Source organism: Micromonospora eburnea (assembly GCF_900090225.1).
Classification (GTDB): Bacteria; Actinomycetota; Actinomycetes; order Mycobacteriales; family Micromonosporaceae; genus Micromonospora; species Micromonospora eburnea.
This window is the reverse complement of the sequence record NZ_FMHY01000002.1, coordinates 2,277,207-2,299,767: the sequence shown is the minus strand read 5'-3', so window position 1 is coordinate 2,299,767 and position 22,561 is coordinate 2,277,207. Positions and strand designations below refer to the sequence as shown.

Sequence of the window (22,561 nt, the reverse complement as noted above, 5' to 3'; positions counted from 1 at the left end):
CTCGGTCCGGCCGTGGCGGGCCAGGATTCACTCGGTGATCACGACGGGCATCCGCCAGGACATCCGCCGGTAGACAACCGTGCTGGCTCCAGGCTGGCCAGCAGCGAAGCGACGGACCCCTACAGGTCCGCCGCTTCCCGGTCGTACTTATGGGCTGGTGCAGTTCAGCGACGGACTCGACGGTGTACCGCTGGCGAGGAAGCCGAAGGTTGTTGACGCGGACGCCGGCAAGGAGCCGTTGTACGAGACGTTGCGGACCGAAACGTTCGAGCCGCTGACGGTAAGCGTGCCGTCCCACAGCTGGGTGATGGTCTGGCCGCTACTGAGCGTCCATCCGGCGGTCCAGGCGTTGATCGCGGAGCGGCCGGCCGTCACCGTGACTTCGCCCTGGAAGCCGCCGGGCCACGAGTTGACCGTGCGGTAACTCGCTGTGCAGGCGGTACCGGGCGCCGGCGAGCTCGGCGGAGCGGAACTCGGCGGCGTGGAGCTCGGCGGAGCGGAGCTGGGCGGTGAGCCGTTGCTCTGGAACTGGCTGATGAACGTCCAGACCTCGCCGGAGGTCCAAGTCCGGGTGCCGCTGGTGGCGGTGGATCCGTCCACCGGGTCGGGAGTGTGGTCGCCGTCGAACGGGGCCCACTGGACCGGGTACCCCGGCCGGCAGCCCGAGTAGGCGGTGGTTATGTGCGTCAGGCTGCCCTGGGTCGGCTCGCGGGGGCTCTGAGCGGCGCACCCGTTGTTCCTGACGAACGTGTCCCGCAGCGAGCGACCGTTGGAAATGTTCAGGACGCTGTCGTGAATACCGTGGATGCCGAAGTACGCCACGGGCTGTGTGCCGCCGTTACAGCCGCTGAGGTTGGCGCCGGAGTAGACGATGACGGCGCGGACGAGGGTCGGTCGGGCACAGGCGATCGCGTAGCTCATCGCGCCGCCGTAGCTCCAGCCCATCGCGAACACCAGCGACGTGTCGACACACAGGCCGCCCTCGACCAATCGGGTCAGGTCGTCGATGAGGGTCAGGTCCTGACCGTTGGTGTTGGCCCAGCCGTTGTTGATGCCCTGGGGCGCCACGAAGATCGTGCTGTTGTTGGACAGTTGTTTCTGTCCGTAGAAGGCCCAGGCCGCGCCGTCGGAGCCGCCGGTGGCGACGTCGTTGGCGGTACCGTTCAACCAGTGCAGGCCGAAGATCAAACGGTACGGGTGGTTGGGGTCGTAGTTGCCCGGCACGCTGAGGATGTAGGAGCGGCTCTGGCCACTGCTCTGGATCGTGTAGGTACCGCTCGCCAGCGTCGGTGCTTTACCGCATCCGGCGGTCGGGTTGGCTGCCTGTGATTGGCCGGGTACCACCAAGGCAGCGCCAGCCAACGCCAGCGCGGTCGCCGCGGCCGCCATCAGGGGGTACCGGCCGCGTCTGCTCGTGCGTCTCATCGCACTCCTTCCGAGCAATGCGTCGCGGGTTTGTCCGCGACATCGTGTGCGCCCTGTTTGTGAGGGGGCGCCGCCCGTCGGCGGGGACATCGGCGCTCCCCGCTTCGTTCGGCGTCGAAGGAGACGTCAGCCGTCATCGCCCGACACCTACGCCGGCGCGCTGTGCACAGATACGAGCAAGCCGTTACGCGTGACGGCTTGTTCGGTTGCTCGCGTCGCCCGCGGGGCCGCTAGCCCGCGAGATGTCCGGCCCCTGACGAACATGTACAGGGCACATATTGTCCCTGCGGTACAGACATCTGTCAATCGACGTTGATTGATACAGATCGGACGGACGGGTGGCCGCGGGGGTCGGGGATTGCCGCGGCGATTCGGGCACGGATGAGCAACGCCCGCTGGAGCCCTACGGCGACGGAACCCGGCGTTGTCCAACCGAGCGGGTTATCTGGCGGGACGGGCACCTTGACAGCTGTGTTCGCGGCGCTCCGGCGCTCATGACGCCCATACCGGCAGGTCGATCCGGGACGGGTGGGCTCGTTCGTGGGAGATCTCCTGCTCTGCCCGTACCGTGGTGGCCGCAGTGGCGGCGGGTTGGCCGGTGCCGGGATTGCGGGCGTAGCGCGGATGCGCTCCGGAGCTGACCTGCACGGCGAGACGGTGGCCGGCAGCGAAGCGGTGGAATGCCGGCCACAGCGGTACATCCAGATCGACGAAACCGTCCTCGTCGGGCTGCGGGTCGGTGGCCGCGGTGCCGATGCTGCCGATGCGGCGGATGCCGTCGCACACGCTCATGGAGCGGCCGTCGGGGTGCACGTCGCAGATCCGGATGAACACGTCCGCGCTGGCTGCCGTCGAGCGGAACCGGACATGGGCGATCGGCTCCCCGGCGAGGACAATCGCGTGATCCAGCGGTGGGCTGCGGAAGACGGCCACGTCCGCGCGGCGTTCGTGGGCGCTGTTGTCGACCGGCCCAGGGGCCGGGCCCGTGCTGGGGCCACCGAGTGCGGGTGTGGGCTGATCGGGATCGTAGGTGTAGCGGGTGATGCCCACGTCGGGGACGGCCGGGTCGAGCAGCCCGGACGGGTGCAGGTACCACCGCTGCGCCACGGTGCCCGGCGGTGGCCACGCGGGTAGGTCGTGCCACTGCCCCGCGCCGGTGACAAAGGCGCGAACGGGCGCTGGCCGGGTCGCGGGTGCGCCGGCGAAGTGTTCCTTGAGGAACGCGATCGACTCGGCGAGAAACAGGCTCTGCTCACTCCCGTGGCCCCACGGGCCGATGGTCAGCCGCGGCGGGCGACCGGCTGCGGCGAGTTGGGCGTAGTTGCGCAGCTGCCAGGGCAGGAAGATGTCGTACCAGCCGGTGGCCATGTACACGGGTGCGGTGACGTCGGGCACCGACGCGGTGTGCGACTGCTGGGTCCAGTAGTCGTCGGTGAGCTTCTCGTGGGCCAGCCAGTCCTGGTACCAGCTGATCGGGTGGCCCGCCACGGCGGTGTCGCCGCGAGACAGGGGCAGGACGTCGAAGGCTTCGGTCAGCTTCCGGTCCCGCCGCCGCGCGAGCCGCGCCCTGACCAGGACGCCGCGCAGGCCCCGCAGGTCCATCAGGCGCGACCAGCCGAGCGAGCCGCCCAGCGAAAAGGCTCCGTTATTCCAGGTGATCGCGCCGAAGTCGGCCATCGTGACGTTCAGGCACAGGGCGTCGGGGGCGTTCCCGGGGTCCTCACGCCGCATCCGTCCCGCCACGGCCCACTGGGTGTAGCCGAGGTAGCTCTCCCCGTACGTCGCGACCGTGCCGGTGAACCAGGGCTGGCGGCGTACCCACCGGTGGGTGGCCATGCCATCGCGCTGCTCGTCGAGCTGGGGTCTGAATCTGCCACCGGAGCCGCCCGTGCCCCGGCAGCTCTGCACCAGAACGGTGAACCCCTCGGCGGCCAACGCCGGCGCGTGGGTGAGCGAGCCGTGCCGGCCGTACGGCGAGCGGACGACGATCGTGGGCAACGGCGGTTCCACCGCGCCGACCGGTAGGTAGAGGTCGGCGACCAGCTCGACGCCGTCGTCCATCGGCACGCGCAGCTTGCGCCGCACAGTGAAGGCGTACGGGGGCTCCGTGGCCGCGTGGCGATGGGCACGCCGGAGCCGGCCGGACAGCCGGCGGCGGATACTTGTCATCACTCGTCCTTGGTTCTGAAGGTGATCAAGGTTACGACCGCCAGCCGTAAGCACCGCGTCAGACCCAGGCCGAGCAGGCGCAGGGCGTTCTCCTTGAGGATGAGGGGCGTGCCTCGTCCTTGACCTTTCGAGCCGCGGAGTCGGCCGCCCAGCGGTCGGGCGTGAGGACAGGGAAGTCCGAGCCGAACTGCAACCTTGTGCCGCAGCAATGCGCCGGCCTGCCGCACGAGCTGTGGTGGGAAGTACTTCGGCGACCATCCGGACAGGTACAGGTAGACGTTGGCCTGTGGGTGGCGATGGACAGGGAGCTCTCCACCCAGGGCACCGAGGGATGGGCGAGCTTCGTCATCTGCAGGACCGAGGCTGCGCACCCGGGCAGCGGGCGCGCATTACTGCCGCAACCGCAGCCGCAGTGTCAGGGCAGTTGCACCACGCCGGCCTGGATGGGACCGTTTTCGGGGTAGTACGGACCGGTCACCACGAAGACGAGGCCGGGCTCCCGCCACGATCCCGTACGTGCCAGCGGCATGGTGAACCGGCCGTAGCCTCCCGGGGATCGCACAGGACAACCGCGTCCATCTGCCCGGGTCACCGAGGTCACGGTCCCCAGGTGCGCAGGTCCCTGTCGCCCGCAAGGAGCTCGATCCCCCGAGCCGCACGGCGCGTGCGTACGATGCCCCGTTTTCGGGGTTCGCCACCACCACCGGCCCGAACGGGTCCGCGCCACCCGGCTTTCCCGAGGTCCTCGACGCGGGGAACGCCGGCCCCCGGCACGCCCACCGATAACCCGGCGAGCGCTAGTGCCCCTCTCCCCAAGAGCGCTCGGCGCGACAGTTGGGATCGGTTGTAATCTCGCAAAATCACCTTCCATTGGGCGACCCGACGTACTGGAGCGAGCCGACAGGCGGTGCCGGGCCAGGAACGGTGGCGATACCTGTGCAAGGGGCCTCACCCCTTGAACGCGCCTTCCATGATTCCCTGCACCAGGCGGCGCCCGACGAAGACGAACAGCACCAGCAGCGGAATGGTGGCCAGGAATGAGCCGGACATGGCCAGACCCAAATCGATGTCCCGGTTTTGCTGCAGTGCCTTGATGGCGATCTGGACGGTGTAGTTCTCCGGCGACTTCAACACGATGAACGGCCACAGGAAGTCGTTCCAGGCGTAGACGAACGTGAACAGCCCGAGCACGAATGCCGCCGGGCGTACCAGCGGGAAGGCTATCCGCCAGAAGATCTGCCAGGTGGTCGCGCCGTCCACGCGCGCCGCGTGCATCAGCTCGTCATCGATGCTGTTGCCGATGTGCTGGCGCATCCAGAAGATGCCGAACGCGCTGACCAGCCCGGGAACGATCACCGCCTGCAGGCTGTCCACCCAGGCGAACTCGGAGATGATCAGGTACTGCGGGACCACGGCCAACTGGGCCGGCACCGTCATGGTCAGCACGACGATGAGGAACAGCGTGTTGCGGCCCGGGAAGGACAGCTTGGCGAAGGCGAAGCCGGCCAATGCGCAGAGCACTGCCTGGCCTACGGCGACCGTGGTGGCGATGATGAGGCTGTTGAGCAGGGAATGCACGAACGGCACGATGGTGAAGACCAGCTTCGCCAGGTGCAGGAAGTTGCCGCCGGGCGAGAGGTGCGGTGGGAGAGTCGTCGCGGTAGCGGAGTCCGTTGTGGCCACCACGAACATCCAGTAGAGCGGAAAGACACTGACGAGCGCCATGAGGGTGAGCAGTGCGTACACCGCGATCGGGACGCGGTTGGCGTGGCGCCGCCTGGCCCGCCTGGGTACGGCGGTCGAGGGTGCGGGCTTCATGGGCGCTCCGAGCGGATGCGGGTGGCCAGCAGATAGTTGATTCCGGAGACGGCCACGACGATGACGAAGAGTGCGACACCGACCGCCGCGCCGTAGCCGAAGTGGAACTGCCCGAAGGACTGCTCGTAAAGGTAGAGGGTGACGGTCTGACATTGCCGTGCCGCCCCGCACGTGAGTCCACCGATCGGGTTGGCCAGCAGCGGCTCGGTGAAAACCTGCAGCCCGCCGATGGTCGACGTCACGACGGTGAATGCGATGATCGGCCGCAGTGAGGGAATGGTGACGTGCAGGAACTGCTTCCAGCCGCTCGCACCGTCCGCGGAGGCGGCCTCGAACAGTTCCCGGGGAACCGCCTGCAGCGAGGCGAGGTACAGCAGCGTGTTGTATCCGGTCCAGCGCCAGGCGATCATCGTAGCGATCATGATGTGGCTACCCCACAGCGACGCGGTGAAATCGATATGCTGAAAGCCCAGCAACTGGAGGAACCAGTTGATCATGCCGTAGTCCCGGTCGAACATCTGGGCGAAGACGATCGTCGTCGCCGCCACCGAGGTGACATAGGGAACGAGCACCGACATCCGGAACAACGTGGCCAGCCGCAGCCGCGCATGGTTGAGCAGGTGCGCCAGGCCGAGCGCCAGTAGCAACTGCGGCACGGTCGACAGCAACCAGATGCTGAACGTGTTACGCAGCGCCCCCCAGAAGCGCGGGTCGTGCACGAGTTCGGAGAAGTTGGCCAGCCCCACGAAGTGGTGATCGCCGATGGGGTCCCACTCGAACAGGGAGATGTAGAAGGTAAACAGCAACGGGAAGAGGCCGAAGATCAAGAAGAGCACGAAGAACGGCGAGACGTACGCGTAAGGTGCCAGTCGCTCCCGTACGCCCTGCTGAATCTGCCGCCTGCGGCTGGGTCTCGGGAGCTCCGGTGCGGCCGCGGCCGGGCCGAGCATGGTGGTCAAAGCGCTACCTTCCCCATGTCCGGCAGCCGGGCAAACCCGGCTGCCGCCCATCAGTCGTCCGTCAACCGCGTACAGCGTTCTTGACATTGGTCAGCGCGGTATTCCAAGCATTGGCCGGGTCCACCTTGCCCTGCTCGACACTGGTGAGCGTGTTGAGGAACTCGGTGCCGATAGGGCCGTCCTGCGGACCGAAGTAGAAGGGCTTGAGCCCCACCACCGACTGTGTGTAGATCTTGCCGACCGGTGCGTTGTTGAAGAACGGGTCGGTCCTTCCGACCAACTGCGGGTCGGTGTAGACCGACGGCGTAGTGGGCAGCGATCCCTGCGACAGGAAGTGTGCCAGCTGACCCTGCGGCGACTGCATCTCAGAGATGTAGTCCCACGCCGCCTTCGCGTGCTTGGCGCGCTTGGGGATGGCGAGGAAGCTGCCACCCCAGTTTCCCGAGCCACCGGGGATGGTGGCGATATCCCACTTGCCGTTGGTTTCGGGAGCGTTCGTCTTCATCTGGCTGAGCATCCAGGACGGTGAGCACACCACCGCGTAGTCACCCTTTTTCATGGCCGCGGTCCAGCCGGATGAGAACGACCCCTGCTTGGCGGAGATGCCCGCGCCGAAGGCCTTCAGCGTCACGTCAAACGCCGCCTTGACCTGTGCGTTGTCGTAGTCCAGCTTGTGGTCGGCGCTGTAGTAGCGCTCGCTGCCCTGGTTGACCGCCTGGAAGAAGACGCTCGTCGGCGTGTTGTCTACGAACGGCTTGCCTGTTTTCTGGACGTACGTCTTGCCGACATTGATGAAGTCATCCCACGTCGGCCAGAGCTTGGAGACCTCGTCCCGATTGGTGGGCAGGCCGGCTGCCTTGAACAGGTCGGTACGGTAGGCGACCGCCAAGCCGCCGACGTCGGTCGGCACGCCGATGATCTTGCCGTCCTTGGTCGTCGACTGTGCCATCACCCAGTCGAGGTAGTTGCCCTTGATGTTGCCGGCGCCCAGCGTGGTGAGGTCGACGAAGTTATCCGGAGACTGCATGAACTTCGGCAGATCGTCTGCCTGGATCAGCACCAGGTCGGGCACCTTGCCACCGGCCAGCGCGGTGGTCAGCGCCTGCGCGGTCTCGGTCGTGCTGCCCACCTCGGTGAGCTTGACGTGCACATCCGGGTGCGCCTTGGTGTAGACGTCGACGTCGGCCTTCTGGTTGATGTTGGCAAACGACCAGAAGTCGAAGGTCTTCGAATCGGACGAGTTGGACTTGCCACCCGATCCCCCACAGCCGGCGACGAGGAGCGCGACTGTGGCGATGATGGCTGCGGTGGTCCGGACGCGTTTCAACGGCCCTCCATACGGTAATCGTGAGCCGCGGCGGCTGGGGGGTGACCGCGGCGAATCAGGGTAAAGGTCTCACCAGCGGTGGGCACTGCAGGTAGGAGCTGACGAGTCGCCTCACCGACGGGTCAGCTGTGGGCCACGTCGCTTGCGAGATCATCGTTTGCGCTGTGAAAATTATCGAAACTTTTACATACCACGATCTCGTTCGCTGAGGCTACTAAGTGCCAAGTGATTCGTCAACGGCCCTGCTGCCAGCAAGGCCACGGCCCGACAGGGGGGCTTCCTGACCTCAACAGCGCCGATAATTTTCGACATGAGTAGCCCCACCATGGGTGCCACTTCGAAAGGACGAAGTCGCTGGCGACCTTCTCGTCCACTCCGGGATAGCGGCCTGACGCTGGGTCGCCGAGGCACGTTTCGGGCTGGCATGCTCGGCTTCGCCGCCGTCCTGGGCGGTTCATCGGACGGGAGCATGGAGATGCGGATGCTACGGGAGCCGCGCGCGGAGCTGAGGTTCCTGGCTGCGGCGGGAGGCTGGCAAGAGGCGCTGCCGGTGGGCAACGGCCGGCTGGGCGCCATGGTGCATGGCCGGTTTCCGGACGAACGGATCAGCCTCAATGAGGACTCCTTCTGGTCGGGCCCGGGTGAGACAGCACCGCCTGACGTGCCGCCCGGACTGCTGGCGGAAGTACGCGACCTGGTCCGGACCGGACGGTCGGTGGAGGCGGGATCGCTGCTGCGGGGCACGCAGGGTGCTGATGCTGAGGCGTACCAGCCGGTCGGCGACCTGCGGATCAGCCACGTGGACCGGAACGGCTCGGCCGGCGCGACCTACGGGCGTTGGCTGGACCTGCGCGACGGTGTCGCGGTGGTGGAGCGCGGCATGGTCCGGCAGGAGGTGTTCGCGAGCGTCGGACACCAGGTTTTGGTAGTGCGTCTGTCCACTACCGACCAGGAAGGCCTTCGGCTGGACCTGCGATGGGCGACACCGCAGCCCCGGGCGGCAATCCGGGGGTACGGGCAGGCCGGGCTGGCGCTGTTGCTGACCGCACCGCGCCACGTGGTGCCCTGGCCGCGTACCGACGGTGTGGTACTGAGCGATGAGCAGATTCCGGCGATGCGTGCCGCCGCCTTGTGTACGGCCGTGGTCGAGGGCGACGGGGCTGCCGTGCGGGTCGAGGAGCGGGCCGACGGGCCGGTTCTCACCGTACGCGCAGCCGCCGCTGTGACGGTGTTCGTCGCGATCCGCACCGGCTTCACGGACTGGGGCACCCCGCCCACCCGCGACGCCGAGGCGTGCCTCGCTCGCTGCGCGGAGGAGGTACGGGTGGCGGGCGCGGCCGGGTGGGCGGCGCTGCGCGCGGCTCACGTGGCCGAGCACCGGGCACTGATGGACCGGGTACGCCTGGTCCTCGACGCCGCCGCGCCAGAGCTGCCCACCGACGTCCGGCTGGCTCGCCGTGCCGAAGGCGATCCGGACGAGCAGCTGTGCGCACTGGCCTTCGCCTTCGGCCGGTACCTGCTCGCCGCCGCCTCGCGCCCGGGAAGCCAGCCCGCCACCCTGCAAGGCATCTGGAACGACCAGGTGGCACCACCGTGGAACTGCCAGTACACGGTGAACATCAACACCCAGATGAACTACTGGCCGGCGGAGACCACGGCGTTGGCCGAGTGCCACCAGCCACTGCTGCGCCTGGTCACCGACCTCGCGGTAGCCGGCCGGGCTACGGCCCGCGGGATCTACCGTGCGCGCGGCTGGGCCTGCCACCACAACACCGACCTGTGGCGCATCACGGTGCCGGTGGGCAAGGGGTACGGCGACCCAAAGTGGGCGCAGTGGCCGTTGGCCGGGGCGTGGCTGTCGCTGCATCTGGCCGAGCATTGGCGCTTCGGCCGGGACCTGAGCTTCCTGGCCGAGGTGGCGCTGCCGGTCGCACTGGACGCGGCGCGCTTCGTGCTGGACCTGCTCGTCGATGCCCGGGACGGCCACCTGGTGACCTCACCGTCGATCAGCCCGGAGAACGAGTTCCGCACCGGCGACGGCCCGGCCAGCGTCGACGCGGGTACGGCGATGGACCTGACTCTGGCCCGCGAGCTGTTCGAGTTCGTCCTGGAGGCGCAGGCGGCGGTGGAGAGCGTCGGGTTGCCGCTCGACGACGTGGCGGTGTCCAGCCTCCACGAGGTGCGCGCCGCGCTGGCCCGTCTGGCGCCGCTACGGATCGGCTCGCGCGGACAGATCCTGGAGTGGTCGGCCGAGTACCCGGAGGTCGAGCCGCACCACCGGCACCTGTCCCACCTGGTCGGCCTCTACCCGGGACAGACGATCGCCCGCGATCCCCGGCTGCGCGAGGCGGCACGCAGGTCGCTCACGGAACGCGGTGACGCCGGTACCGGATGGTCGATCGCCTGGAAAGTCGGCCTGTGGGCCCGGCTCGGTGACGGAGACGCCGCGCACCGGCTGCTCGGCGCGTACCTGACCCCGGCCGCCTCCGAGCACCAGGGCGGGGTGTACCCCTCGCTGCTGTGCGCCCACCCGCCGTTCCAGATCGATGGGAACTTCGGCGTCACCGCGGCCATCGCGGAACTGCTCGTGCAGAGCCACCTCGTGCATGATGCCGCCCCCGTCATCGAGCTGCTGCCCGCCCTGCCTACCGCGTGGGCCACCGGCTCGGTGGCCGGCCTGCGGGCCCGAGGCGCGGTCACCGTCCAGAAACTCGCCTGGGTGGACGGGTCCGTGGTGACAGCGAAACTCGCGGCCACCGCGGACACCACCATCGAAGCCCGGTGGCGCGACCGGGATGGGATCCGACGTACCCGCCGTCTCACCCTCGCCGCCGGAGAGCGCGCCACCCTTGCCTGAGGTCACGGCGAACGCGGCTGTCCGCCGGGGACGAGCCGCAGCCGGCGCGCGGCTGGGGCACCTCCCCGGCATCACCGTGGATCAGGCCCCCTGACTCATCCCGGTCTGCCCGGCCGAGGCCATGTCCGACCAGTTCGTGAAAGGGCTGAAAATCATCGAGCCGTACGACCCCGACGAGTTGACGTCCGACGCATAGACCAGGTGCTGGGCAACGCCTGGTGCGCCGAGCTGGGTTGGCACGCCTGAGCGCCGAGCAGGCCCGGCCGTGGACATCGGCACGCACGGCGACCCCTTTTCCTCCACGTCGAAGGCCCGGCACGCGGTCACCGCGACAGGCATCTGGTCTACCCGGGACACCCTGCCGGCCAGCCTCGCCGCCGGCACAGGAGGGCACGGGATGACACCTGCCCTGGAAACGTCGCCGCGAGAACTGAATGGCGCCGCCACTGAGCGGCAGGGCCGCCGAGACCTGGACCGGTGGCGCACCTCGTCGCGGGCCACCGTCGTGTTCAGCTCGACGATCGAGCCCACCGGGATAGATCCCCGGATCGAGTCACCGGACAGCTTCCCGGCGAGGTATGGCAGCACCAGGCCGATCGCCTTGACCGCGTCCGATCAGCGCGTCCACGACGGCCGCCGGCGGTTCGTCCAGTTCCGGTAGCCGGAGACGAAGACGATGTCGGCTCAGACGAGAGCCCTCAAGGCCGTCGGCGATGTCGTAGGACAGGCCGTCGCCACCGGCCACGAGACACGGCGCGCCGCATACCGGCACCCCGTACGACATGCTCGCGCGGGTCGTGACGATCCAGTGGTCGACGGTTAGGCAAGGTCCAGCGCCACCGTCACGTACGCGTGCGCGGGCAGCTCGACCTCCAGGCCACGCGGATGGTCTGTGATCCCGGCGTGCTCGCGTGGGGCGACGCCCGTGGCCGACGGCGTGTTGTGCGCGTCGAGCGCGTCAGCCGTCAGGACGGTGGCCCGGTAGCCCGTCACGCGGCGACCGCGCAAGTCGAGGACGACCGCCGTCGGACGCTGCGCGTCGAGGTTCGACAGGGAGACCAGCGCCGTGTCGCCGCGCGTCGAGGCGGAGGCCGAGACCGTCGCGAGACTCTCCCCCGCCACCTCGCGCATCGGGACCTCGCCCGTGAAGGTCACGGCGAGCGACGCCGCGTCATGGTGGGCCCGGTTCATCGCGAACACGTGGTAGGAGGGCGTGAGCACCAGCGCGCCCGTCTCCGGGTCCGTGAGGATCATGGCCTGGAGCACGTTGACGGTCTGCGCGATGTTCGCCATCACGACGCGGGCCGCGTGGCGGTGGAACGTGTCGAAGTGCACGGCGGCGACCAGTGCGTCGCGCAGCGTATTCTGCTGGTACAGGAAGCCCGGGTTGGTGCCACGCTCCACGTCCCACCAGGTACCCCACTCGTCCACGACGAGGCCAACCTTGCGCTGCGGGTCCCAGCGGTCCATGACGGCCTCGTGGCGCGAGACCAGTTCCTCGATCCGGGTCGCGTTTCGCAGCGCGAGGTACCACTCCTCCTCGTCGAAGCCCGTGGCCGCGCCCTTCGATGACCAGCCCCGGGTCATCGTGTAGTAGTGCAGCGAGACGGCCTGGAACGGCCAGGCGCGGGAGCCGTACGCCGCGAGGTCGTCGAAGGAACGCAGCAGTGTCTCGGTCCAGTGGTAATCGTCGGTGTTCGCGCCAGCGGCGATCCGGTAGACCGTGTTGTCGCCGTGGTCGCGGACGTAGGTGGCGTACTGGCGGGCCAGCGAGGCGAACTGCTCGGCGCGCAGGTTGCCGCCGCAGCCCCACGCCTCGTTGCCCAGTCCCCAGAACGGGACCCGCCAGGGCTCGTCGCGCCCGTTCTCACGGCGCAGGGCGGCCATCGGGGAGTCGTCGCCGCGGGTCAGGTACTCGATCCACTCGGACATCTCCCGCACGCTGCCCGAGCCGACATTGCCGGAGATATACGGGTCCGCGCCCAGCAGCTCGCACAGCGCCATGAACTCGTGCGTGCCGAAGGCGTTGTCCTCGACCACGTCGCCCCAGTGGGAGTTCACCATGCGGGGGCGCAGCTTGCGCGGGCCGATCCCGTCGCGCCAGTGGTAGTCGTCGGCGAAGCAGCCGCCCGGCCAACGCAGGTTCGGGATGCCGATGCGGCGCAGCGCCTCGACGACATCGAGACGGATCCCGCCCTCGTTCGGGGTCGCGGAGCCTTCCCCCACCCAGAAGCCGCCGTAGATGCAGCGCCCCAGGTGCTCCGCGAAGTGGCCGTAGACATGGCGGGAGATAGTGGGACCGATCAGGTCGAGGTCAATGACGGCGGTGACGGTCGAGGCGGTCATGGTCGTCCTTGGGGAGAGCGGTCTGCGGGGGAACGGGCGGCCGACGGCTGTGTTGACCCGGGGGGAGCGAGGGCTCGCCGAGTATCCTCCAACGCCCGCCCGGTGCTCGGCAACCGCCGCGGCTTGGCCACCTTCAACGCGGGACTGTCTGCCTCCGGGATAAGCCCGTCGGCGACTGCACGCCGGTACAAGCACCGCAACCGCGATCAGATGCTCAGCCGCGCTGCGCCCCACCCCGGGCGTTACGCCGGGTCACCACATGCGTCTCGACGTACCCCTGTAGCCGTGCCAGAACTCGTCGCACACGATGTGAGCTGCTGCTTCGCGGCAGTGACGCAGGATGGCAGGGGTATTGGTTCGACTGCTGCACCTGAGTGCGGTACGGGTGTTCGGCTGGTTGTCGCAGGCCACGCGCGGCGAGTCCGCGATGGTCGCGGAGCTGGCTGGTGCTGCGCCATGAGGCGTCCGCATATCCGGACAGAACGGCATTGCGCATCACGTCCCAATGCCATCCCATGTCAGCCACTCCCCCACCGGCGAACTCAGCTGCGCCTGCCATCCGTCGTCCTCCGCCCAGAGCAGGGTCGACAGTTTGGGTTACCTGCGTTTGCGGATTTCCTCGGCGGCCTGCGGGACGACCTTGAACAGGTCGCCGACCACGCCGTAGTCGGCCAGCTCGAAGATCGGCGCCTCGCCGTCCTTGTTGACCGCGACGATGGTCTTCGAGGTCTGCATGCCGGCGCGGTGCTGGATCGCGCCGGAGATGCCCAGCGCGATGTAGAGCTGCGGGGAGACGGTCTTGCCGGTCTGGCCCACCTGGAACTGGTGCGGGTAGAACCCGGAGTCGACCGCCGCGCGAGACGCGCCGACCGCGCCGCCGAGCAGGTCGGCCAGCTCCTCGACCAGCTTGAAGTTGTCGGCGTTGCCGACCCCGCGGCCGCCGGAGACGACGACGGACGCCTCGGTGAGCTCGGGGCGGGAGCCCTTCTGCTCGGCGACCCGCTCGACGACCCGGGCCAACTTGTCGGCGTCACCGACGGAGACGGTGAGCTGCTCGACGGCCGGGGTGGCCGGGGCCGGGGCCGGGGTGAGCGAGTTCGGCCGCACGGTCACCAGCGGCAGGCCCTTGGTGACCTTGGACTTGACGATGGTGGAGCCGGCGAAGGCGACCTGGGTCGCGGTGCCGTCCGCTTCGAGGGCGACCACGTCGGTCAGGATGCCGTTGTCCAGCTTCACGGCGAGCCGGGCGGCGATCTCCTTGCCCTCCTGGGACGAGGCGAGCAGCACCGCCGCCGGCTGCACCCGAGCGACGAGGTCGGCCAGCACGGTGGCCTTCGGGGCCACCAGGTAGCCGTCGATCTCCTCACCCTCGGCGGCGTAGACCTTCTCCGCGCCGTACTCGCCCAGCTTGGCGCCCAGCGCCGCCGCCGCGCCGGCGCCACCGAGCACGACCGCGCTCGGGGTGCCCAGCTCGCGGGCGAGGGTGAGCATCTCCAGGGTGACCTTCTTGACGCCGAACTCCCGGGTGGCTTCGACGACGACGAGAACCTCAGACATGTCCAGACCTCACACGAACTTCTCGGTGGCGAGGAACTCGACCAGCTTCACGCCGCCCTCGCCCTCGTCGGTGATCTTCTCGCCGCCGGAGCGCGGCGGGCGCTTGGTGTGCTCGAGCACGGTGCTGGTCGCCCCGTCGAAACCCACCTCGGAGGCGGCGACACCCAAATCAGCCAGGGCGAGCGTCTGCACCGGCTTCTTCTTCGCGGCCATGATGCCCTTGAACGACGGGTAACGCGGCTCGTTGATCGTGTCCCACACGGAGACCACGGCCGGGGTCGAGGCGGTGACCACCTCGTAGCCCTCCTCCGTCTGCCGCTCCACCGTCAGGGTCGACCCGTCGACGGTGAGCTTGCGCGCACCGGTCAGCGCGGCCACACCCAGCCGCTCGGCGATCATGTGCGGCATCACCTGGACCCGACCGTCGGTCGACTCCGCACCACAGATCACCAGGTCCGCGCCCAACTGGCCGAGCGCGGCCGCGAGCACCTTCGAGGTGACCACCGCGCACGAACCGTGCAACGCGTCGTCCACCACGTGCACGGCCCTGTCCGGCCCCATGGACAGCGCCTTACGGATCGACTCGGTCGCCTGGTCCGGACCCATGGTCAGGATCGTGACCTCACCGCCGTGCGCCTCCTTGATCTTCAACGCCTCCTCGATGGCATACTCGTCCATCTCATTGATGACGTTGCTCGCCGAACCGCGGTCGACGGTGTTGTCGTCCAAACGCAGGTTGCGGTCCGCGCCCGAATCAGGCACCTGCTTGACAAGTACGACGATATTCATCGCGCTTCGACGACCTTCCTCTGTTTGATCGGCCCCAACGGGCCGTCGCATAACGCTGTGGACACTGATCGGCCGGCCGGTGAACGTCATGGTCGGATGACATAGTGCTCGATCTCGGGTCGCACGGTCACCCACTGGGTCTCGGTAAAGGCCTCGATGTTCGCGTCCGGGCCGCCGAAGCGGGCGCCGTTGCCGGAGGCGCCGACCCCGCCGAACGGCACATTCGCCTCGTCGTTGACCGTCTGCTCGTTGATGTGCACCTTGCCGCTCTGGATCCGATCGGCCAGAGACAGCGCGGTGCCGACGTCGCCGAGGATGCCGACCGAGAGGCCGTACTCCGAGGCGTTGACGATGTCGACCGCCTCCTCGAGATCGCGGTACGACAGCACCGGGGCGACGGGTCCGAAGATTTCCTCCCGCCACGCGCGCATGGCGGTCGACAGGCCGCCGAGCACCGTCGGCCGGACGAACCGACCGTTCGTCTCGCCGCCCGCGACGACGGTGCCACCGGCCCGCACCGTGTCCGCGATGATCGACAGCACGCCGGCCGCCTGACCGTCGTCGATGATCGGGCCGAGTTGGACCTTTTCCCGATACGGGTCTCCCACGGTGAGCGAGGACGCGATCCGGGCGAGCGCCGCGACGTAGCCGTCGTACTGCGACTCGTGGACCAGATGACGGCCCGCCGTCTGGCAGATCTGGCCCTGATGAAGGAAGGAGCCGTACGCGCCGGCGGCCGCCGCCCACTCGATGTCGGCGCCCGGAAGCACAAGGATCGCGTTGTTGCCGCCGAGTTCGAGGTGGACCCGCTTGAGTAGCCGGGCCCCCGCCTCCCCCACGCGACGGCCCGCCCCCGTCGACCCGGTGAACGAGACGACCCGCACCTCCGGCGCCTCGACGACGGCGGCGCCGACCTCGGACCCACCGGAAAGAACCTGAAGAACGTCGGCCGGCAGGCCCGCCGCCTCGAAGACGCGCCGCAGGACCACACCGCCGCTGACCGAGGTGCGCGGGTCGGGCTTGAGCAGAACCGCGTTGCCGAGACCGAGTGCGGGCGCCACCGACCGGATCGCGAGCGTCAACGGGTAGTTGAACGGCGCGATCACCGCGACGACACCGACGGGCACCCGCCGGGCGACCGACCAGCGTTCCTTGTTGCTCGGAAGCACCTGCCCGTGTGGGTGGCTCGGCAGGGCCGCGGCCTCCCGGCATTCCGCGGCGGCGGCCATGATTTCGCTTCGCGCCTTCGTCCAGGTACTGCCGGACTCCCGGACGATCCACGTCGAGATCTGCTCGGCCTCCCGCTCGAACACGTCGGCCGCCGCCCTCAGGACAGCCGACCGCTGCGCGGGCGGGAGCGCGGCCCAGGTGTGCTGCGCCAGCCGGGCCCGCCGGGCGGCCTCGGCGACCTGTTCGACGGATGCGCCGCCGAGGGTGCCGAGCTGGTCACCGGTCGCGGCTTCGCGGACCGGGATCTGCGTGCCCTCGCCGGGCACCCACCCGCCCGCGCCGATCCGGCCGGTCCACACGTCGCGGTCGAGCAACTCCATCGGTCCTCCTACCGGTTCTTCCATTCCGGTGCCCGCTTCTCCAGGAACGCGCGCACTCCTTCTGCCCGGTCCTCGCTCGTGTACGGGTTCGGCCCGACGTTCAGCCGCAGAGCCGTCGACACTGGCAGGCCCCAGCTCTTCGTCGCCATCTCCTTGTAGCGGCGCAGCGACACCGGCGAGTTGGCAAGAATTTGGTCGAGATACGCCTGCACCTCGTCGGCGAACGTCTCACGCGGAACGACCCGGTTGATCAGCCCCAGATCCCGCGCCTCCTCCACCGGAATCGTGCGGGCGGTGTAGAGCAGGTCCATGGCCAGTGCGCGGGGGATCAGCCGGGGAAGCACGACCGAGCCGAAGTTCGCGCCCATGCCGCGCCGCGCCTCGGTCAGCCCGATCGTCGCGCCCTCGACGGCGATCCGCACGTCGGAGGCGAGGACGATCTCGCATCCGCCGGCGATCGCATGGCCGTTGATCGCGGCGACCACCGGTTTGTAGGTCTCGATCATTACTTCGAGCAGGGCGCGGTGGAGTCCGGTCATCGGCGTGTGAACCTGGCGGCCGGCACGCGCGATGTCGTCCATCTCCTTCATATCGCCGCCGGCGCAGAATGCCTTGTCGCCAGCGCCGGTGATGACGACCGCCCAAACGTCGGGGTCCTCCCCCGCCTCGACGAACGCCTCGGTGAGCAGCCGGACCGTGTTCCGGCTCATCGCGTTGCGGCGGTGCGGCCGGTTGATCGTGATCCAGGCGGCCCGGCCCCGGACCTGGTAGACGACCTCGTTCTCTTCCCCCGCAGCGAGTCCGTCGTTCATGACGCCACTCCTTGCGGCGCTGCCTCGATAACGTGCGCCTCGATCAGCGCGTCGATCTCCTGCGCGGCCAGCCCCAACGAGCCGAGCACGGCGACGGTGTCGACGCCGAGCTCGGGAGCGTGACCGCGGTGCTCCAGATACTCGCCGTCGAACGTGATCGGCGCGCTCACGACGCTGAGGTCCCGGAGCCTCGGGTGTTCCACCGTGACGATCTGGCCGAGCGCCTGCACCTGCGGGTCCGTGAGCACCCGGTCGAGCGTGTTCACCGCCGAGTGCGGGACGCCGGCTGTGGTGAGCCGCGCCAGCAGCTCGTCGGTCGTGAACGCCGACGTCGCCTCGCTGAGCCTGTCGTTGACCAGACGCCTGTTCCTGACCCGGGCCAGGTTGTCCTCGAAGCCCGGCTCGTTCGCGAGCTCTGGCGCCTCGATCGCGTCGAGCAGCCGGTGGAACGTGTCGTTGTTGCCCGCGGAGAGGAAGACGTAGCCGTCCGACGTCGGGAACGCCCCGTTGGGGACGTTGCCCCGGAATCCGGAGCCCAGCCGCTCGGGCACCGGCTCCCCGGCCGCGACGCTCATGAGCGGCGCCGTGACCCACGCGAGCGCGGTCTGCAAGAGCGACACCTCGATGTGTACGCCCTGCCCGGTCTTGTCCCGGCGGCGCAGCGCCTCGAACACGCCCAGCGCGAGCCACATGCCGGTGCTCATGTCCATCATCGACAGCGGCACTCGGGCCGGCGGTCCGTCGTCCGACCCGGTCATGGCGACGACGCCCGAGTATGCCTGCAGCATCGCGTCGTAGGCCGGCTGCAGGTGCCGCGGGCCGGTCCGCCCGTACCCGGTCATCTCCACGTAGATCAGGCGCGGGTTGAGTTCCCGGAGCCGTTCCCAGTCGAAGCCGGCCGCGGCGAGCGCACCCGGCCGCAGGTTCTGTACCACGACGTCGGCCGAGGCGATCAGCTCCTCGAGAACCTGCTTGCCACGGGCGTCCTTGTAGTCGATGACGACCGACTTCTTGTGCCGGTTGAACGCGAGGAACGTGACGGAAACGCCCTCCCGCACCGGCGCCCAGCGCCGAGCCTCGTCGCCACCGCCGCACCGTTCGACCTTGATGACCTCGGCGCCGAAGTCGGCCAGGATCTGGCAGCCGTACGGCACGGCGATGCTGGTGCCGATCTCGATAACGCGGATGTCACTCAGCGAGTTCGCGCTCACGCCTTCTCCTCTTGCGCGGCGAGCCGCGCCTCGTACTCGTCCCGGGCTGTGGACCGCACGGGCTGCCGCCACGGCGACAGCGCGCCCTCGTACACCGACGGGCCGAGCCGGAAATGCTGGGCCTGCTCAAACGTCTCCACGAACGGCATGTCCATCGGGTACACGTCGCGTCCGGTCGGGCGCGGACCTGCGGCGGTCACCTTTGACCACAGCTCGTGACCGACGACCTCCTGCGCGATCACGCCGGCCTCGACGAGGGCCGTCACGTCCAGGCCGGTCTCGATGCCCTCGGCCTCCATGAGGTGGGCGAAGTCCTCCGTCGGGATCATCCGGGTGGCGCGGCCGTTGCCGCAGTACGGGCAACCGCCCATGCCGCCGATCGCCGTGTCGAGGAGCAGCGTGTGGCGCTCGTCGAGCTCCTGGATCGCGGTGTACGCCGAGAGCATCGCCATGCCCCGCGCGTCGTGCAGGTGGAGGTGGAAGTCGCGGACCTCGGGCCAGGTCGCGAGGATGCGGCGGAACATCGACCGGACGGCCGCTGGGGTGTTCCAGCTCATCGGGTCGCCCAGGTGGATCTGGGTGACGGGGATTGCCGCCGCCGACCAGGCGTCGTACTGCAGCTGAAGGAGCCGCATGCGCTCGTCCTCGTCGAACTTCCCGAGCCAGTTGGAGCCCCAGGCCGCGTTGATTGAGATCTCTGCCCTGGTCGCCCCGGCGGCCCGCGCCGCCTCGATCGCCTGCGGGATGGAGTCGATCTCGTCGGCCTGACTGCGATTGATGTTCCGCCGCACGAAGACGTCGCAGAGGTGCACCTTGGTCCGTCCGAGGGTCGGATCCGGGAGCGTCAGCTTGTGGCCGTACGCCGCCCGCCGCTCCGCGCCCTTCGGGTTGAGCACGATCGCGGTGTACTGCACCCCGTCGACCGGCGTGAAACCTTCGATGACCTCCTCGACCCGGGCCATCTGCGGGACCCACTTCGGGCTGACGAAGGCCCCGACGATGATCCGCTTCAGGCCGGTCTTCGAGAGCGCGTCGAGGAGTCGGATCTTCTCGGCCACGGGGATGTCCGCGCTCTCGATCTGCATGCCCTCGCGCATGCCCTCCTCCTGAACGACAACGGTCGGCTTGCCGGTGGTCATCGGTGCCCCTTCCTCGGAATGGATGCGGTGAACGCTGGCCCAGGCCTGTCGGCGACCGCGGCGTACAGCCGCTCGGTCTCCTCGGCGCCGAGCCCTCCGGCAGCACAGCAGTCCTGGAACTTCGTGCGCAGTTCGACATCGGTGAGCGGGCGGCTCGACTGGCCGTGCGTGACGTCGACCCGCGCCGACGCGGTGGTCCCGTCGGCGAACGCGAGCTGGACCACGGTGTATCCAGTCGTGAAGCCCGCTGGCCCCGCCGGCGGCACGGGATTCTCTCGTACCGTCACCGAGCCCATCAGCGCGTGAACGGCAGGGTCGTCGAAGCCGTCGTCGGTGAAGTCTGCGAGTGCCACGTCGCCGCGCAGGTAGGCAGCCGCGAGGGTGTACTCGAGGCTGAACTTCGCCTGTGTGGGTGTGGCCGGCGCGCTGTCCCGCAGGGCCCGGGTGCCGCGCGGGTGAAGGGTGGCGGTGATGCTGGTCGGGACGCGCCCAGCCAACCGCCCGCGCAGCTGCAGGATCGCGTCGATGCCGCGGTGGGTCGCGTAGCAGCTCGGATATCGCTTGAGTCCCCAGTCGTCGATCCAGGCGTCGATCCAGTACTCCAGCCGCTCGCCGAGGGTGTCGGCCGTCGAGCCCACCGGCGACAGGTCCGGGTCGCCGTAGCGCTCCAGGAAGCCGCCCGCCGACTCGAGTTCGGACGGGTTCGCGGTGAATCCCGCCTCCGCGAGCTCCAGCGCCAGGACGCCGTCGCGGGCGGCCGTGCCGGCGTGCAGGGGCTTGGTCATCGATCCGAAGTTCTGGCGGCTGCCCGCGACCAGCGACGCGGCGATGCCGAGCGCGTTCCGTGCCACGTCGGGACGGGCGTCGACCAGCCGTGCGAGCGCCGCCACGACCGCGACTCGGCCGACAGTCGACGTGGTGTGCCAGCCACGCGCGTAGTGCACGTGCTGTGGGAGCACCTCGGCGACGGCGCGGAAAGTTGCGGCGCCGACGTCGTACGCGTCGACGAAACGCTCGGGAGGTACGTCGCGCGTCTCGGCCACGGCGACCAGGGCGGGCATGAGTACGGCACTGGGGTGCAGGGGCATGCTCGGCGAGATGTCGTCGTAGTCGAGCAGGTGGGCGGCGGTGCCGTTCACGAGCGCTGCGAGCGAGGCGGAGGTGCCACGGCCCGACGTCCACACGGTCGCCGGTCCGGCAGCGGTCTCGCGCTCGGCCCACGTCCGGAGAATCCGTTCGCCGTCCGTGCCCGCGGCGCCGACTGATACGGCGACCGTGTCGACAAGCGCCCGGGATACCTCGGCGGCGTGGTCACCGTGCGGGGTGTCCTCCCCGACGGCGAAGTTTGCGAGCACTTCGGTGACACCGGTCTCGGTCATGGCGGACGTCACGGCGCTCAGAACGACTTCGGCAGGCCGAGCGTGCCGTGGGCGATGCCGGCCAGGACTATGTTGTTGCTGATAGGTGCGGTCGACGGGAGTCGGGCCTCGCGGAACTTGCGTTCGATGCCGTACTCCTCGGCTGCCGCGTAGCCGCCGAACGTGTCGAACGCCGCGTTGGCCGCCTGCCAGAGCGCCTGCGAGGCGAGCAGCTTGGCCGCGTTGACCTCGAACCGCGGGTTACCGCCCGCGGCGTACAGCTCGGCCGCCCGCCACCGCATGAGCGACGCCGCCTGGAGGTTCGTGTAGGCCTGCGCGATTGGGAACTGGACGCCCTGGTTCATACCGATCTTGCGGCCGAACACCTCCCGCTCGTTCGCGTACTCGACGGCGCGGCCGATGAGATAGAAGCCGGCACCGATGTACTCGCTGGTCACGATGACTCGCTCGGAGTTCATTCCGGACAGGATCACGCGGAAGCCCTTGCCCTCCTCCCCGATCCGGTTGGCGACCGGGACGCGGAGGTTCTCGATGGCGAGCTCATTCGTCTCGTGGTTGACCATCGTCTTGATCGGGGTGGCCCGGATCGTGCCGTCAGCCAACGCCTTGCGGAGGTCGACGAGAAGCACGGTGAAGCCGTCGGTCGGCTTGGCCGAGTCCTCTCGCTTGGTCGTCCGGGTCAACAGGAGCAACAGGTCCGAGTGCTGCACCCGGGAGATGAAGATTTTGTTCCCGTTCACGACGTACTCGTCGCCTTCCCGGCGAGCGAACGTGCGGATCCGGGTCGTGTCGCTGCCGGCGTCGGGCTCGGTGACGCCGAAGGACTGCAGGCGCAGTTCCCCGGACGCGATCCGCGGAAGCCATGCGGCCTTCTGCTCCGGTGATCCGTGTCGGAGGATCGCCCCCATCGTGTACATGCCGGCCCGCGCGGCGCCCGCGTGGCAGCCGCGGCGTTCGAGCTGCTCGAGCACGACCGCCGCGTCCCGGATGTCGGCCCCGCCGCCCCCGTATTCCTCTGGGATCAACATGCTCATCCAGCCGGCGTCGTAGAGCGTGTTGACGAACTCCTCTGGGTAGCGGCGCTCCTCGTCAAGGGCGCGCCAGTAGTCGTTGTCGAACGGCTTGCACAGCTCGTCGATCGCCTCGCGGATCGCGATCTGCTCCTCGGTGAGGTGGAACGCCGAGGACTCGATGAGATCTGCCATGGGGACTCCTTCTCGTCT

At 68.9% G+C, this 22,561-nt stretch carries 18 protein-coding genes; 2 read left to right on the top strand and 16 right to left on the bottom strand.

Translation table 11 applies throughout. The features are described 5' to 3' along the window. Positions 1–147: 147 nt before the first annotated feature. The 6 genes from GA0070604_RS10880 to GA0070604_RS10855 form a co-directional block, all read right to left on the bottom strand. Positions 148–1,389 carry a CE1 family esterase gene (locus GA0070604_RS10880; protein ID WP_244162182.1) on the bottom strand — a complete coding sequence of 414 codons (1,242 nt, stop codon included), beginning with the start codon at positions 1,387–1,389 and terminating at the stop codon, positions 148–150. A gap of 528 nt (positions 1,390–1,917) precedes the next feature. Beyond that, positions 1,918–3,594 carry a CocE/NonD family hydrolase gene (locus GA0070604_RS10875; protein WP_091117840.1) on the bottom strand — a complete coding sequence of 559 codons (1,677 nt, stop codon included), beginning with the start codon at positions 3,592–3,594 and terminating at the stop codon, positions 1,918–1,920. A gap of 415 nt (positions 3,595–4,009) precedes the next feature. Next, positions 4,010–4,156 (bottom strand): hypothetical protein, encoded by a 147-nt coding sequence (locus tag GA0070604_RS32325; RefSeq protein ID WP_167363427.1) that lies wholly within the window; start codon positions 4,154–4,156, stop codon positions 4,010–4,012. A gap of 386 nt (positions 4,157–4,542) precedes the next feature. Then, positions 4,543–5,340 carry a carbohydrate ABC transporter permease gene (locus tag GA0070604_RS10865; protein ID WP_244161831.1) on the bottom strand — a complete coding sequence of 266 codons (798 nt, stop codon included), beginning with the start codon at positions 5,338–5,340 and terminating at the stop codon, positions 4,543–4,545. Between the two features lie 68 nt (positions 5,341–5,408). Continuing rightward, positions 5,409–6,362: an ABC transporter permease subunit gene (locus GA0070604_RS10860; RefSeq protein WP_091127025.1), complete on the bottom strand. Its 954-nt coding sequence runs from the start codon at positions 6,360–6,362 to the stop codon at positions 5,409–5,411. A gap of 70 nt (positions 6,363–6,432) precedes the next feature. Continuing rightward, positions 6,433–7,698, bottom strand: a complete 1,266-nt coding sequence (locus GA0070604_RS10855) for an ABC transporter substrate-binding protein (protein ID WP_091117838.1) — start codon at positions 7,696–7,698, stop codon at positions 6,433–6,435. Between the two features lie 475 nt (positions 7,699–8,173). Between GA0070604_RS10855 and GA0070604_RS10850 the strand changes: the two genes are divergently transcribed. Continuing rightward, complete coding sequence (locus GA0070604_RS10850; RefSeq protein ID WP_167363426.1) at positions 8,174–10,555, top strand: glycoside hydrolase family 95 protein; 2,382 nt, start codon at positions 8,174–8,176, stop codon at positions 10,553–10,555. Positions 10,556–10,636: 81 nt separating this feature from the next. On the opposite strand, the gene GA0070604_RS33905 is transcribed toward GA0070604_RS10850, so the two are convergent. Then, positions 10,637–10,828 (bottom strand): non-reducing end alpha-L-arabinofuranosidase family hydrolase, encoded by a 192-nt coding sequence (locus GA0070604_RS33905; RefSeq protein WP_279615722.1) that lies wholly within the window; start codon positions 10,826–10,828, stop codon positions 10,637–10,639. On the opposite strand from GA0070604_RS33905, the gene GA0070604_RS32945 reads away from it, so the two are divergent. Beyond that, entirely contained in the window at positions 10,821–11,216 is a 396-nt protein-coding gene (locus tag GA0070604_RS32945) for a hypothetical protein (protein ID WP_208602377.1), read from the top strand. The two genes, GA0070604_RS33905 and GA0070604_RS32945, sit on opposite strands and share 8 nt — an antisense overlap. A 158-nt stretch (positions 11,217–11,374) precedes the next feature. On the opposite strand, the gene GA0070604_RS10840 is transcribed toward GA0070604_RS32945, so the two are convergent. The 9 genes from GA0070604_RS10840 to GA0070604_RS10795 form a co-directional block, all read right to left on the bottom strand. Beyond that, on the bottom strand, positions 11,375–12,901 hold the full coding sequence (locus tag GA0070604_RS10840) for an alpha-N-arabinofuranosidase (RefSeq protein ID WP_091117836.1): 1,527 nt from the start codon (positions 12,899–12,901) through the stop codon (positions 11,375–11,377). Positions 12,902–13,498: 597 nt separating this feature from the next. Further along, on the bottom strand, positions 13,499–14,458 hold the full coding sequence (locus GA0070604_RS10830; RefSeq protein WP_091115428.1) for an electron transfer flavoprotein subunit alpha/FixB family protein: 960 nt from the start codon (positions 14,456–14,458) through the stop codon (positions 13,499–13,501). 9 nt (positions 14,459–14,467) lie between these two features. Next, positions 14,468–15,247, bottom strand: a complete 780-nt coding sequence (locus GA0070604_RS10825) for an electron transfer flavoprotein subunit beta/FixA family protein (protein ID WP_091117835.1) — start codon at positions 15,245–15,247, stop codon at positions 14,468–14,470. Between the two features lie 86 nt (positions 15,248–15,333). Then, a complete protein-coding gene (locus GA0070604_RS10820) occupies positions 15,334–16,797 on the bottom strand; it encodes an aldehyde dehydrogenase family protein (protein WP_091117834.1) in 1,464 nt (487 codons plus the stop codon). Positions 16,798–16,805: 8 nt separating this feature from the next. Beyond that, complete coding sequence (locus GA0070604_RS10815) at positions 16,806–17,609, bottom strand: enoyl-CoA hydratase/isomerase family protein (RefSeq protein WP_091117833.1); 804 nt, start codon at positions 17,607–17,609, stop codon at positions 16,806–16,808. After that, on the bottom strand, positions 17,606–18,820 hold the full coding sequence (locus GA0070604_RS10810) for a CaiB/BaiF CoA transferase family protein (protein WP_091117832.1): 1,215 nt from the start codon (positions 18,818–18,820) through the stop codon (positions 17,606–17,608). The genes GA0070604_RS10815 and GA0070604_RS10810 overlap by 4 nt, the downstream gene beginning before the upstream one ends. Then, positions 18,817–19,959 (bottom strand): beta/alpha barrel domain-containing protein, encoded by a 1,143-nt coding sequence (locus tag GA0070604_RS10805; RefSeq protein WP_091117831.1) that lies wholly within the window; start codon positions 19,957–19,959, stop codon positions 18,817–18,819. Before GA0070604_RS10805 ends, GA0070604_RS10810 begins: the two co-directional genes overlap by 4 nt. Beyond that, entirely contained in the window at positions 19,956–21,338 is a 1,383-nt protein-coding gene (locus tag GA0070604_RS10800; RefSeq protein ID WP_091117830.1) for an MmgE/PrpD family protein, read from the bottom strand. Before GA0070604_RS10800 ends, GA0070604_RS10805 begins: the two co-directional genes overlap by 4 nt. Positions 21,339–21,355: 17 nt before the next feature. After that, positions 21,356–22,543 (bottom strand): acyl-CoA dehydrogenase family protein, encoded by a 1,188-nt coding sequence (locus GA0070604_RS10795; RefSeq protein ID WP_091117829.1) that lies wholly within the window; start codon positions 22,541–22,543, stop codon positions 21,356–21,358. Between the last annotated feature and the right edge of the window lie 18 nt (positions 22,544–22,561).

Coding starts and splice junctions, on each gene's coding strand:
- GA0070604_RS10880 (WP_244162182.1), bottom strand. CDS start 1,389: ATGGCGGCCGCGGCGACCGCGCTGGCGTTGGCTGGCGCTGCCTTGGTG.
- GA0070604_RS10875 (WP_091117840.1), bottom strand. CDS start 3,594: ATGACAAGTATCCGCCGCCGGCTGTCCGGCCGGCTCCGGCGTGCCCAT.
- GA0070604_RS10860 (WP_091127025.1), bottom strand. CDS start 6,362: ATGCTCGGCCCGGCCGCGGCCGCACCGGAGCTCCCGAGACCCAGCCGC.
- GA0070604_RS10850 (WP_167363426.1), top strand. CDS start 8,174: ATGCGGATGCTACGGGAGCCGCGCGCGGAGCTGAGGTTCCTGGCTGCG.
- GA0070604_RS33905 (WP_279615722.1), bottom strand. CDS start 10,828: ATGTCCACGGCCGGGCCTGCTCGGCGCTCAGGCGTGCCAACCCAGCTC.
- GA0070604_RS10840 (WP_091117836.1), bottom strand. CDS start 12,901: ATGACCGCCTCGACCGTCACCGCCGTCATTGACCTCGACCTGATCGGT.
- GA0070604_RS10830 (WP_091115428.1), bottom strand. CDS start 14,458: ATGTCTGAGGTTCTCGTCGTCGTCGAAGCCACCCGGGAGTTCGGCGTC.
- GA0070604_RS10825 (WP_091117835.1), bottom strand. CDS start 15,247: ATGAATATCGTCGTACTTGTCAAGCAGGTGCCTGATTCGGGCGCGGAC.
- GA0070604_RS10820 (WP_091117834.1), bottom strand. CDS start 16,797: ATGGAGTTGCTCGACCGCGACGTGTGGACCGGCCGGATCGGCGCGGGC.
- GA0070604_RS10815 (WP_091117833.1), bottom strand. CDS start 17,609: ATGAACGACGGACTCGCTGCGGGGGAAGAGAACGAGGTCGTCTACCAG.
- GA0070604_RS10805 (WP_091117831.1), bottom strand. CDS start 19,959: ATGACCACCGGCAAGCCGACCGTTGTCGTTCAGGAGGAGGGCATGCGC.
- GA0070604_RS10800 (WP_091117830.1), bottom strand. CDS start 21,338: ATGACCGAGACCGGTGTCACCGAAGTGCTCGCAAACTTCGCCGTCGGG.
- GA0070604_RS10795 (WP_091117829.1), bottom strand. CDS start 22,543: ATGGCAGATCTCATCGAGTCCTCGGCGTTCCACCTCACCGAGGAGCAG.